Below are 12370 nucleotides of genomic sequence, written 5' to 3' on the forward strand. Positions count from 1 at the left end.
CTTTTCTGATAGTTAATAAGGGTCTCGCGGATGCAAAAGCATCTGCGAGAACTTTTCGATTTTCTAGCTTTAGAAGTAGAACGATATTTTTTATATGTTAATAGGTTGCAAAGTTTAATTCATAGATTGTGCGTGGGCGGCCTTGCTGATGAGTCATTTCTTCACCGACTACTCTAGCATAGCCGTTATCCACTAATTTTTTGATAATGCGCTCTGTTGTACGGCGTGTAACTTGTAAGTATTCGGCAAGATTATGTGATGTAAATTGAGCTGATTGTCGCTCTCTGCTAAAGTTAATGATTTTAGAGATATTTAATGGACTTAAGCTTGTTTGCTTTGCCATTTGTAAAACATAGGGATCATCAGTTTTTAAAGCTAGTCTTGCTTCTGAATTCGGGAAGGGACCTAGTAAGTTTTTATGTTCATCTAGTATATAAATTTCACACGGTTTAGCAAATGATAATGCGTTCTTAGCGTGTTGATGAGCCTCCAAAATGGAGTGACCGTAACCAAATGCTAACTTAAAGGGATAGCTAGTTTGCTGTAATAAGTTCTGTAAATTTTCTTTTTCAAGCGCCCTTTGCAAATGTCCAGCCGTCGTATAAAGCTCAAAAGAGTAAGCTGTAATTTGTTTATAGGTTGAATGCGTAGCTGCAGTGATTTGTGTTAACATGTTAGCGTCTATAGGTTTATTCTCAGGAGCCTGTAATAGTCCGACAACAGCTTTAACAGATTCAGATTTTGTTAGAAGTGATCGGGATTTCGTTTCTTCTAAGCATTGAATAATGGAGTTAGTGGCATCTAGCATGCGCATTGCAGGTATTTGAAGGGCTTGTAATTCATCAAACACACTATGAATACTTGTTATGATAAAATCAATGCTGTTAGCTTCCCATAAAGCTATATGGTGCTGCAATATAGATTGAGTAGGTTTCGTAATAGAAATAGGCTGGATATATGGTTTTGGACCACGATACTCTATTTCTGTTAGAACATTTTCTACAATAGCTGGATTCATAACATCAATGGAAATTCTATTTAAAGGTACTGCATGATTTGCTATAAGCGATAATAACGTTGTGGAAATAGTTGTCTCATCTTGTTTTATATAATTCCAAGGTATTGGCATTGCTGATAGTGCGGATTGGGTATGTAAATAGGGCAACGTTCCTCCGAATAACAAGGCATCACATGGTTTAATTTCCTTTAACAAAACGGGTGCCTCGGTAGGTTGATTGTAAAGATAAAATTCTAATTGAATATTCTCAATGTTTTGTGCGATACTATTTATACGTTCCATAAATGCTTTAGAGCAGATAACCGCTATTTTAGTAGACATAGGCAATGTTCCTTTTCTCTATTATTTTTTTAATAATTAGCGACGTATTAACGACAACTTTATTATATAGGAGATAGATATAAATGAAAATCCAACAAGTAGAAATTTTCGCCATTCATTTACCACTTATTGATCCATTTATCATCAGTTATGCTACATATAATACAATGCCTTCTATTATTTTGAAGGTTACGACAGATACAGGGATTGTAGGCTATGGTGAAGCAGTACCAGATGAGCATGTAACAGGGGAGACATGGGAGAGCACGTATGCTGTATTACAGAATCAGCTCGCTCCCGCCATCATTGGAGAAAATCCACTGGCCTTTGAAAGACTTCACGATAAAATGAATAAAATTGTGAAGGATGTGCCTGCAGCGAAAGCAGCGCTTGATATTGCTTGCTTCGATATTGCTGGTAAAGCGCTACAGGTTCCAGTATATCAACTGCTAGGCGGACGCTATCATGAAAAGTTCCCTATTACACATGTACTAAGCATCGGAGAACCAGATGCTATGGCTGATGAGGCGGCTAGTCGAGTAGAGATGGGCTACCAATCTTTTAAAATGAAGGTAGGAACAGAGGTTACGCGTGATGTTGCTCGCATCAAAGCTGTGCGTGAGCGTGTAGGCGAAGACATCGCAATTCGAGTAGATGTCAATCAAGGATGGGGTAATGCCTCTACTACATTACAGGGCTTACGTGCATTAAAGGATTTAAATATCGATTGGTTAGAGCAGCCAGTAGATAGTGAAGATATTGATGGAATGGTAGAAGTGAAGTCAAAATCAGATGTTACCTTAATGATTGATGAAGGGCTTCGCGGTGTTCGCGAAATGCGTGAAATTATTGCAAAGCGTGCTGCAGATAAAGTCAACATTAAATTAATGAAATGCGGCGGCATTTATCCTGCTATGAAGTTAGCAGTTATGGCTGAAATGGCAGGCATTGAATGTCAGATTGGTTCAATGGTAGAATCATCAGTTGGCTCAGCAGCTGGTTTCCATGTAGCATTCTCTAAAAAAATAATGACAAGTGTAGAATTAACAGGTCCGCTAAAATTCTCTAAGGATGTTGGGAACTTACACTATGATGTTCCATTTATCTGCCTAAATGAAAAACCAGGATTAGGTGTTGATGTAGATGAAGAGATTCTAAAAGAGTTATGTAAATTCTCGACGATTGTAACAGCCTAAGGAGACGGTGAGATGGAAAAAATTTATGAAGGTATGCTTGGGGAAACGCCGTTTTTTGTTTCAGCATTAAATCTTCAGCATTTAGAAGAAATTGAGAAATTACAGCTTGAGGTTTATGAATCTTTAGAGGACCAAAGCATCTTACAGCCACTGAGTACAGAAGAATTCGACTATATTTTAAAAGGTAATGGCATGATGATAGGTGCTTACGTAGGGGATGAGTTAATTGCCTTTCGCGCATTATTGAACCCACCTGTTGATGATGAGCACCTTGGCTTTGATTGTGGGATTGCCGAGGATGAATTTAATCGCGTATTATATCAAGAAATATCGAATGTCTCTCCAGCTTATCGTGGCTATGGCTTACAAAAGACGTTAGCCAAAGTTGTGATGGGGCATATTGATTTAGAAAAATATGATTATGTATGCTCAACGGTAAAACCATATAATATTCCTAGCTTAAAGGATAAATTCTCTCAAGGTTTAGTCGTAAAGGGATTAAAGGTTAAGTATGTAGATAAGTTGCGTTATATTTTCTATAAAGATTTGCGACAAGAACTACCAATCTTTACAGAGAAGAAATTGATTTCAATGGACGATACAGTTGGTCAGCAACAGCTTTTAAAGCAGGGCTATCTAGGTACTTCTATGTATGAGGATCAAAATGATTGGTTCGTCGTTTATGAGAAATAAATAAAGTAAAAAGCCTTACCTTTTACTTATTGTGAGGGGTAAGGCTTAGCTTTTCAGTTTATTTTAGTTATTAGATTTAGAATTGATTTTCTCTCCATCAGTTGTTTGGACCACTAACGGCTCAACAATTTTTTCTAGGCCTATCTTTATAAATGGGAGTCCTGTATCTTTCTCTTTATCGACAACCTTAACTGTGATTTCAGTGTTCCCTAGGGTCTTTACATCTTTTATTTCCAGATGTTTTCCTTTATATTTCTCGCCTAATTGAATATGAATTTGTTTCATTCCTTCAGAAATCGTAGATACCTCGTAGTAGGAGGATGTATCGTTACCAGCCACAATGACGCCTTCTTCATTGATCCAATAACCTTCATCTAAGGTGATCGCCCAACCAATAATAGCAAAAATAAGGACTGGGACTATAAACAAGATTGATTTATCCACTTTGTTAAATTCAGATTTTCTTAGGCCTTTCGTAAAAGGAAGTAACAACGTCCCAACCATAGCAGCTATCAAAATACCTACTCCAATAATGCCAAAACCCATCCCTTCAAAGCCTCCCACTTTGAACAATCCGTATACGACGGTAAACACAGCAATTAAAAATGTCACAATCGGAGCCAAGTAGAACTTTCCTGTTTTTTTCATAGCTATTAAAGTAAAAAGGAAAATACATGCTCCTATAATGAAACCAATTGAACTTATCATTCCCAATTTCTTCACCCCCAATAGATTAATGTATTAATAGAAAATCGACATAAATGTATCTAAAAAAAATATAATCCCTAAATCAAAAAGAATTGAGAGTGTAATCCACCTTTTGGTAAAAAAGATCATCGTGAATACTGTTAAAAAAATAGCTACTGGGAAATAGAACATGAAAGTAACGCTTTTGATATATTCAAGGGCCGCATCAGCAGACAATTCCCAGTTGTAAAAGTGAAAAGAAGAAAATAAGATGTAAAATAATATGAGGGCTCTAATGGAAATAAACAACCATTTAAGGCCATGATTAAACTGAACTAATTTCTTTAATGGCTTTATTTCTACTTCTTCACTCCGTTCTAACATCGGATAACTTCCATCAGCTAATTCATTAAATAATTGCTTACACTCACTACAGTCGTGAATATGTTCCAAAACCACTTCTTTTGTTTCCTGTTCTAGCTCATCAAATACAGAGATTAACTCCCGCGAAAGAATATGAATCTTTTGGGAATCCTCCATCTTTTTCACCTCTTTCTAGCCATCTGTTTTCTCATCCTAAATATTTTGGACTTTAATGTAGGGATCGGTATATCCAAAAGTGTACTTATTTCTTGATAATCATAACCATAATGAAATTTAGCTAAAAAAATGGCCTTATCACTCGTTGATAAATAACCTAATGTACTTAGAATTTGGGAATTTATTATTGCCTTTGATTCGGGTGTTTGATTATCAATTAATAAGCTTTCAATTACACTTTCATCATGAAACAGCGCTGGTTTTCTCTTTTTGTAATGATCGAGGAGTGTATTTTTGGCTGCCTTCACTAACCAGCTTTTCATATAAGTAACTTGTTGAACTCTCGATGGATCTGTTAAAATCTTCGCAAATAACTCTTGAATGATGTCATCGGCTACGTCATAACTTTTAGTTAATCCAATTAAAAAGTTCCGCAAATATGTGTAATGCTCCTCATAAATCTTTTCAATCACCTCAAATGGATTTTGATTTATCATTTTTATCCTCCGTAAGATGTCGCGCACTAAAGAGACGATTCAAATTGGAAAAAGTTTTAATTTTTTTGAATAATAGTTAAACTTCCTAGTTTTATCGAAAGCCTTCTTTTTTTGAATAAAAGATGGATCAAAATGGATTCTCTTTCATCCAAGATTAGTCCCACCATAGATAAAGGCCTCGATATTCGACACTTCTCTCAAAATGTTGAATATCGAGGCCACACGATTAAAATGTAATATAGTTTAATGCAATCAGGAGTACCGTTTGTCTATAGTCTGAGCATTACCTTTCAATTATTATGAGAGGTAATGCTTTTTTGTTAAAGAGAGTATTATTTAATTGGGCAGAAGCCACAAGCCATTAAACCGGGTATATCTTTAGAAAAACAACATGATTTTCGTACAGGAACGTTCACTAAATTAGTTGGACTTTGACCTCCTGTATATTGCGCCCACCACGATTTATTAGAGAAGCGAGCCCACGTTTTAGGATCCTCTAAGGCCTCGATATCCTCCATTGCTTGGTCAGCCAAGCCGGGGTTAGACAACAATATATGATAGTGCCAAAGTAGATAACCAAAGAAATTCTCCCAAATTGTCAGAGGGGAAATAGACGTTACTTTACGAAGCTGTTGAACAATAACATGCCCATCATATAGGATTTTCTCAATCACTGCCTGGCGTTCATCTTCATCGACATAACGCCAATCATTGGGGTTGACAAACATTGCGACTGTAAAGCTGTTGAACTCTTTTGCTGCATCAAAGCGAAGCTCGATTGGTTTACCAACCCACACTTCGTCATAGGCGGCAAGCATGTAAAGTTGCATAGCGAAAAACATACCGTAGCGGCGTGCGAAATGAGAAATAGCTGCTGCTTCCGTTGCTGCGTCTGTAATACCCATCATTAGGTTTAAAAAGTCAGGATGGTAAAAGTCTTTATGTATATCAGCTAAAGTAAATAATGTTCGCTTTGGTTCTGTCGTATAAATGCTATAGGAATTCAATTGTCGAACTTGATCCATCGTTAATGCTGGCATTGTCATCACCTTTTCTTTCAATCGTTTGCTACTTCAATTATAGATTAATCATTTTTGCTTCACAAATGGAATGCAATGTAGTAAAATTAATTAAACATATCTGAAAGGTTGGTTTTTATTGTGCAGCCTTTGTATAGATTGTTCTCTGCATTTCTAGCTGAGGGTGTAGTCATTGCAATAAAAAACTAAAATAATTTTCAGATAAGTGTTGACTTTTTAATTGATAATGATTATCATTATCGTATAAAGAATATTCCTCTTCTACAATACAGTGTAGAGAGGATGAACTTTAGCTACTTTTCTCCAGAAGTTTGCTAGTTCATGATAACGCTCCTAAAACCCCCCCTCATTTTTTGGGAACGTAAAATCTTCTGACGACTCATCCATTGTGATTGAGTCGTTTTTTTGTAGAAGCCGAAGTTGTTCCGATAAAACGAGATAATAATCCGATAAAAGCTAAAATTGTTCCGATAAGTCTTCAAAGTATTCCTATAAAAATGAAATCATCAACATAACGTGGGGGAGGCTACGTTTATATCAGTGGATATAGCAGCGAAATAAGGTCTTATGAATAACAAATCCTTTACTTTTTTGATTGTATGGACCCGAATTTTAGTTAAAGCCTAAATAGTTTCGATAAATAAATTTCTCCAAAAAAGCAGCCCACTGTATGTGTACTGCTATGAGGAGACAACACTTTTTCTCCCTAGTATCATCGTGTAGTAGCTATGTAACAGCATACCAATGATGATGACACCTAGGCCCGCAAGAGCGATTGGATCTGGGAATGCAATGCCGAGTAATAATACTTCACCAATAATGACAAAGAGTATTTCTGTGGATTGTGTTGCTTCAACTGCTGCGAGCTTGCCTTGATGATCGCGAACACGGTCAGTCGCAATGAAAAATAAAGTTGTCGCGATGACGCCAGAGCTTATACCTACAAGCAATGATTGTGTCACTTGGCTGATTGAGGGAAGCCCGACCGTTGCCATTGCATAAATGGCCATAATAATCCATGCGGGCATCGAGGCGATGGTCATGCCAAGAACTCGTTGATATGTATCGATGCGTCCGCCGCAGACTTCCATCATTTTGCGGTTACCAAGAGGGTAGGCAAAGGCAGCAATGATAACAGGTAAAATGCCAAGCAATAAACTTTTAAATGGAACAGACTGTGCTTGTGGTATTTGAATAAGTAAAATTCCGACTAAAATGACACATGAAATTAGCAATGAAATAAGTGGTATCTTTTGACGTTCTGTTTTCCCAGCGACTACTGAAATAAAGAGGGGAGCTAGTAATACGCCAGCGACAATTGTCAATTGCCATGTGCCAGAAACGAGCCAGCCTGGACCGAATGCTGCTGCAAATGTCAGCGGTGCATAGAATAATACAAATCCGATAAAGCTCCAAAGCATCCAGGCTACAGGCTGTGCTTTCATTTCACTTGAAAGCTGTGTAAATCCTTTGCGATAAAAAACTATAACAAGTAGAAACGGTAACATGAAGAAGTAGCGCAGGGATGCACTCCATAGCCAGCTACCGCCTTGCATTTCCATTGCATGATTTAATATAAAAGTAACAGCAAAAAAAAGTGAGGCTAAAATGCCTAATGCAATTTCTTTCATTAAAGTCACCTCAAAACCTTTTTTAATTTGAAGATTCAGTTATTTATTTTGAAAAAATTACGAAGAAGGGGTAAACCCTTCTTCGTAACTATTTTCCTTGTTGTTCAAATAGCTGTACGATTTCAATAATAACTTGTGTTGCTTTTTCCATTGTTTCGGCAGATACATATTCGAATTTACCGTGCATATTTTCGCCACCTGCAAAAATATTTGGTGTCGGTAAGCCCATGTAAGAAAGTTGAGAACCATCAGTACCGCCACGGATTGGAAGTGTAATTGGTGTAATATCTAACTTTTCCATAGCTGCACGTGCAATATCAACGATTTCTTTTACAGGCTCAATTTTTTCGCCCATATTATAGTATTGATCTTCAATTGTAATGCTTAAAGCATCTTCACCATATTGAGCTTTCATTTTCGCTGCTGCATCAAGCATTAGTTGTTTTTTCGCCTCGAATTTTTGACGGTCATGATCACGTACGATATAGGAAAGCTCGGTATGCTCGATCGCACCTTTAAAGCCCATTAAGTGAATAAAGCCCTCATAGCCCTCTGTTTTTTCTGGTACAGCATCAATAGGCATTTCATTTTGGAAGGCGATTGCCATTGTGATGGCATTAACCATTTTATTTTTTGCTGAACCAGGGTGTACACTCGTACCTGTTGTCACTACTTTTACACCTGCTGCATTAAAACTTTCGTATTGTAGCTCGCCAAGAGGTCCGCCATCCATCGTATAAGCATAGTCGGCTCCAAATGCAGCGACATCAAATTTATGAGGACCACGGCCGATTTCTTCATCAGGCGTAAAGGCTACACGTAATTTGCCATGTTTAATCGAAGGATTATTTATTAAGTATTCCATGGCAGTCATAATTTCAGCGATACCAGCTTTATCGTCAGCGCCTAATAATGTAGTACCATTCGTTGTAATTAACGTTTGACCTACATAATTTTTTAGCTCAGGGAAATCTGCTGGAGACATCACTAGATTTTCGTTTAGCTGAATATCTCCACCATCGTAATTGTCAATGCGCTGTGGATTCACGTTTGTGCCAGTAAAATCTGTCGTAGTGTCAACATGCGCTAAAAAACCTATAGTAGGCACATCTTTATCTGTATTTGCTTCAAGTGTCGCAAATAAATAACCATTTTCATCTAATGTAATGTCAGTTAGGCCTATTGCAGTAAGTTCATCTTTTAGTACGTGCAATAAGTCAAATTGTTTTTGTGTGGAAGGAGTTGTTTCGCTTGTGAAATCAGATTGTGTATCAATTTTTGCATAGCGAACTAATCGCTCGATTACTTGTTCTTTCATAAGTATGGCCTCCTAATGTGTATGTGTAACTTCTTTCGGCAGGTGTCCAAAAACAAAGCCGATTCCAGACGCAATTATGCTGAGGCATAATTGATATTATTGTAACACTTTACTTCGGATTTCGGAATATTGAAGAATACTTAACGCAATAAGTACTTGGGCACTGTAATATGTCAGCATAATAAACTCATGTGAAAATGTTAAGGGCATAACAAATTTATCAACAGCTAAATAGGAATCAGATGCGATAAATAGCAGAGCTCCAATCGTTGCAAAAGTCGAACCTGTTTTAATCGCAGTCCAACCCATCGTTAATATGACAGAAATATAGGCAATTACAGCGAAACCAAGTACGACATCTCCTGATGAAAACACAGTACCTACAATCCACACAGCCATGCTCGCCCCGTAAACGAGTAATACAATCTTCGCCCAAGTCGGCACTTGTCGTTCATTCGTAGAAGAGAAGGCGAAGATATAAAAAATATGTCCAATCAAGAAGCTCGTTAGCCCAATTAGAAACCACTGTAGCGTATAATCACCGACCATACAAAACACAAGTCCGATGATAATCAGTAGTTGATATTTTTTAATGCTTAAGTTCTTTTGTGTAGCCGCTAAAATAATGATTAAAAGCATTGGGATAACTTTAAAAACAAGTTTCAAGCTTTCTGCAATTTGGGAAAAGAAAAAAATATAATAGAAGCCAAACAACATAATGAGTGTTAGTAAAATTTTTTTAGACAAATTTCTCATCTCCTTTTCTTTAAAAATTCTTTATCTATGATAGAATTTCCTGTATTCAAAGTTTTAGGTGATACATAAAGAGTTTACTATACACACCTTATGTATGAAACTTTTTTGATATGTAGCCGTAAATAAGTAGACAGTCAGCTAAGAGAGGGTGAACGAAATGACCAAGCTATTATTAGCTTCGGCAGTTATTGGACTAATTGCGAGTGTTTTATTAACACCGCTTATAACGAAAAAGCGAGAAGACGGATCTAAAAAGGTAATTGGATACTTCTTTATAGGTGTATTTGTACTAGGATTTTTAGCTACAGGTATAACAGTATATGTGACAAAAATGGACGTAAACTGGCTTGCTTTTTGGCCAGCTATTATTCTATTAACATTAGGTGGCGCACTTCTTGCGAGTGGCATTGAAAGAAAAATAAAAGGTGTTTTATTTTTAGCTAGTTTAGGTATTGCGGTGTATGTATTATCTGCGCCTTTATGGAATGCTAACGAAAAATTTAAATCAGCTGAAATGAAGGAAGAAGTTGAAATAAAACCGTTTGATGAAACACAGACACCAGCAAGTGTGCCATCTCAATTTGCGCGTAATAAGATGAAAAAAGCGTTCGGGCAAGTACCGAATACAAGTTATTATGAGCTAGGGCGTTTACAAATTCAAAAAGTGAATGGTGAGTATGTCTATATAGCTCCAGTTGAGTTCTCTAGCCTCTTTAAATGGATGAATGGTAAAACGACACCTGGTTACTTTATCATGAGCGCAACGGATTCAGCAGATAATCCTAAATTTGTTGAGCAAGAAATGAAGTATGTTCCTTCAGCTTACTTAAATGCAAATTTAGAGCGTCATATCCGTTTACAACATCCTTACCTTATTTTTTATGGGGATGTACAACTTGAAGTGGATGAAGATGGTAAGCCATACTACATCCAATCATACGGTGATTTTATTTCAGGACGTAATGGCTTTGATGTAAAAGGGATCGTGCTTGTAGATGCGCTGACGGGAAAATCAGAGGTGATTAAGTTAGCGGATGTCCCAGAGTTTATTGATGGAGCGGTTTCACCTGAGACAGTAAGCTTACAAAATAGCTATTTCGGTAATTACGTTCACGGATTTTGGAACAGTAGGTTTGGTAAGAAAGATGTGAAACTTCCTTCTGATGAGGGAACAGAGTCAAATGTTAGCCCAATTTTTGACGAGAAAGGTGATATGTATTATTTCACAGACTTTACGAGTCCTAAAGAGGGTGTCGATTCGATGCTTGGCTATTCATTAACAAATGCTCGAACAGGTGAAGCAACCTACTATACAGGGAATTCAGATTCTTCTTATATGGATTCACAAGGTAATTTGCAAATTATTGAGAAGAAATTTATCGAGAAAAAATGGACTGGAAAAATGCCAGTCTTGTATAACTTCTACGGTGAAGCAAGCTGGCTAACAGCGGTGCTTGATTCAAATGGTTTCTTACAAAATTATTTCATCGTGTCCGCGGCAAATCCTGAAATTTCCGTTTATGCGCCAACGCCAAAAGAGGCATTAAAGTTATATAAAACAGCTTTAAGTCGAGGCGGAAATAAGGTTGAAGGCAGCTCACATGCAGAAGAAAAAAATGCTAGTGGCAAGGTGCTTCGCGTATACAAAGAACGTCTCGGTGACTTTACAGTTGCATCATTTTTACTGAATAACGGAGAAAACTATGTGGTAAGTTCAGAAACAGAACCTCTTGCAATTTATTTACAAGAAGGTGATGAGGTAATTCTCACTTACGGTGACACAGGAGAGCAGTTCTTACCAGTTCGATCATTGATTATTAAAGGACTACAATAGAAGGAAATCAATTTCGCCATGGCGTAGAATAAAGAAAAAAGACGATCTAGTTGCATTGCTGCGAAGATCGTCTTTTTTTATGTTGGATGAGACTCCATATAGTGAAGCATCTTTTCCTGATGATTCGTATAAAGTGTCTTGGCATAATCATTTAACGCAAATATTTCATGTATGTATCCTTGAAGTAATGTATGTTCATGTTTAAAAGAATAAGCGTCTTCATTTTCTATAATATGTGCTAATAAAAGGCTATGTAACACAACCACCTCTAGATTTTGCGTATTTGTAATAAATTTTAAGTTGAGGATCGTAGTATGAGAAACGAATTGATTGACGTAATCAATAGCATTCGTATAAACGGTTAAGTCGATATGTGGCTCAAGTCGCTTTCTTAATAATGTGCAATCATTATTTAAGTCTTGAATTTTTAAAAATAAACCTCTCACACTTCGCTTATGTTGTTGTTCTAAGGTACGAGCAAGATGTTTATTGGCATAGGACATTTTTACATAGCTCCTTTTTATAATGGTATCATCTATTAGTATTAATGGAATTATATGAAAAGGAAAGAGTCTTTTTGTTTAATTTATATTTAAATTTAACTTCTTTCAGCAAATGTTTTGTGTACTGAAAGCGTAGCGGCAGGTATAGAAGTCTCCTGCTTCTATAGATGTGAGATGAATGCGGTTTTAAATCTCTTTTCAGTGGGTATCCAAACTCCCGCTGCAATAGAGGAACTCAGGCTAATAGCTTCACATCCTGTGAAAACGCCTGAGTGACCAATGTCGTGTTGCTTCGCTTTCGCACAAAAAACATCGACAGGCCTAAGCACAAAGCCG

Annotated in this window: 12 protein-coding genes; 3 read left to right on the top strand and 9 right to left on the bottom strand. The window is 36.9% G+C overall.

The window, feature by feature from the left end:
* Positions 1-97: 97 nt before the first annotated feature.
* Positions 98-1339, bottom strand: a complete 1242-nt coding sequence (locus AB9L17_RS01870; RefSeq protein WP_068985931.1) for a hypothetical protein — start codon at positions 1337-1339, stop codon at positions 98-100.
* An 83-nt stretch (positions 1340-1422) separates the two neighbouring features.
* On the opposite strand from AB9L17_RS01870, the gene AB9L17_RS01875 reads away from it, so the two are divergent.
* Together AB9L17_RS01875 and AB9L17_RS01880 are read left to right on the top strand one after the other, a co-directional pair.
* On the top strand, positions 1423-2535 hold the full coding sequence (locus AB9L17_RS01875) for a mandelate racemase/muconate lactonizing enzyme family protein (protein WP_223554662.1): 1113 nt from the start codon (positions 1423-1425) through the stop codon (positions 2533-2535).
* A gap of 12 nt (positions 2536-2547) precedes the next feature.
* The gene (locus AB9L17_RS01880) at positions 2548-3228 is read left to right on the top strand and encodes a GNAT family N-acetyltransferase (protein WP_223554661.1); all 681 of its coding nucleotides are present in this window, start codon (positions 2548-2550) and stop codon (positions 3226-3228) included.
* A gap of 63 nt (positions 3229-3291) precedes the next feature.
* On the opposite strand, the gene AB9L17_RS01885 is transcribed toward AB9L17_RS01880, so the two are convergent.
* The 7 genes from AB9L17_RS01885 to AB9L17_RS01915 form a co-directional block, all read right to left on the bottom strand.
* A complete protein-coding gene (locus AB9L17_RS01885) occupies positions 3292-3936 on the bottom strand; it encodes a YesK family protein (RefSeq protein WP_068985955.1) in 645 nt (214 codons plus the stop codon).
* A gap of 33 nt (positions 3937-3969) precedes the next feature.
* Entirely contained in the window at positions 3970-4455 is a 486-nt protein-coding gene (locus tag AB9L17_RS01890; RefSeq protein ID WP_068985934.1) for a hypothetical protein, read from the bottom strand.
* Positions 4456-4460: 5 nt separating this feature from the next.
* Positions 4461-4952: an RNA polymerase sigma factor gene (locus tag AB9L17_RS01895; RefSeq protein WP_068985935.1), complete on the bottom strand. Its 492-nt coding sequence runs from the start codon at positions 4950-4952 to the stop codon at positions 4461-4463.
* Positions 4953-5284: 332 nt separating this feature from the next.
* On the bottom strand, positions 5285-5992 hold the full coding sequence (locus tag AB9L17_RS01900; protein WP_068985936.1) for a Fe-S oxidoreductase: 708 nt from the start codon (positions 5990-5992) through the stop codon (positions 5285-5287).
* A gap of 680 nt (positions 5993-6672) precedes the next feature.
* A complete protein-coding gene (locus AB9L17_RS01905) occupies positions 6673-7623 on the bottom strand; it encodes a multidrug resistance efflux transporter family protein (RefSeq protein WP_223554656.1) in 951 nt (316 codons plus the stop codon).
* Between the two features lie 88 nt (positions 7624-7711).
* The gene (gene pepT, locus AB9L17_RS01910) at positions 7712-8941 is read right to left on the bottom strand and encodes a peptidase T (protein WP_068985941.1); all 1230 of its coding nucleotides are present in this window, start codon (positions 8939-8941) and stop codon (positions 7712-7714) included.
* Positions 8942-9037: 96 nt separating this feature from the next.
* Complete coding sequence (locus AB9L17_RS01915) at positions 9038-9688, bottom strand: lysoplasmalogenase (RefSeq protein ID WP_375199965.1); 651 nt, start codon at positions 9686-9688, stop codon at positions 9038-9040.
* Between the two features lie 166 nt (positions 9689-9854).
* Between AB9L17_RS01915 and AB9L17_RS01920 the strand changes: the two genes are divergently transcribed.
* The gene (locus tag AB9L17_RS01920) at positions 9855-11531 is read left to right on the top strand and encodes a hypothetical protein (protein ID WP_375199966.1); all 1677 of its coding nucleotides are present in this window, start codon (positions 9855-9857) and stop codon (positions 11529-11531) included.
* Positions 11532-11608: 77 nt separating this feature from the next.
* Here AB9L17_RS01920 and AB9L17_RS01925 read toward each other — a convergent pair whose 3' ends face one another.
* On the bottom strand, positions 11609-12034 hold the full coding sequence (locus AB9L17_RS01925) for a hypothetical protein (protein WP_375199967.1): 426 nt from the start codon (positions 12032-12034) through the stop codon (positions 11609-11611).
* Positions 12035-12370: the final 336 nt, after the last annotated feature.

This window comes from Lysinibacillus sp. RS11 (assembly GCF_042019215.1).
GTDB classification, from domain to species: domain Bacteria; phylum Bacillota; class Bacilli; order Bacillales_A; family Planococcaceae; genus Lysinibacillus; species Lysinibacillus xylanilyticus_A.

What these genes read in the sequence shown, in the direction of transcription:
- AB9L17_RS01875 (WP_223554662.1), top strand. Translation starts at nt 1,423, where the DNA reads ATGAAAATCCAACAAGTAGAAATTTTCGCCATTCATTTACCACTTATT.
- AB9L17_RS01900 (WP_068985936.1), bottom strand. Translation starts at nt 5,992, where the DNA reads ATGCCAGCATTAACGATGGATCAAGTTCGACAATTGAATTCCTATAGC.
- AB9L17_RS01895 (WP_068985935.1), bottom strand. Translation starts at nt 4,952, where the DNA reads ATGATAAATCAAAATCCATTTGAGGTGATTGAAAAGATTTATGAGGAG.
- AB9L17_RS01920 (WP_375199966.1), top strand. Translation starts at nt 9,855, where the DNA reads ATGACCAAGCTATTATTAGCTTCGGCAGTTATTGGACTAATTGCGAGT.
- pepT (WP_068985941.1), bottom strand. Translation starts at nt 8,941, where the DNA reads ATGAAAGAACAAGTAATCGAGCGATTAGTTCGCTATGCAAAAATTGAT.
- AB9L17_RS01890 (WP_068985934.1), bottom strand. Translation starts at nt 4,455, where the DNA reads ATGGAGGATTCCCAAAAGATTCATATTCTTTCGCGGGAGTTAATCTCT.
- AB9L17_RS01885 (WP_068985955.1), bottom strand. Translation starts at nt 3,936, where the DNA reads ATGATAAGTTCAATTGGTTTCATTATAGGAGCATGTATTTTCCTTTTT.
- AB9L17_RS01925 (WP_375199967.1), bottom strand. Translation starts at nt 12,034, where the DNA reads ATGTCCTATGCCAATAAACATCTTGCTCGTACCTTAGAACAACAACAT.
- AB9L17_RS01870 (WP_068985931.1), bottom strand. Translation starts at nt 1,339, where the DNA reads ATGTCTACTAAAATAGCGGTTATCTGCTCTAAAGCATTTATGGAACGT.
- AB9L17_RS01905 (WP_223554656.1), bottom strand. Translation starts at nt 7,623, where the DNA reads ATGAAAGAAATTGCATTAGGCATTTTAGCCTCACTTTTTTTTGCTGTT.
- AB9L17_RS01880 (WP_223554661.1), top strand. Translation starts at nt 2,548, where the DNA reads ATGGAAAAAATTTATGAAGGTATGCTTGGGGAAACGCCGTTTTTTGTT.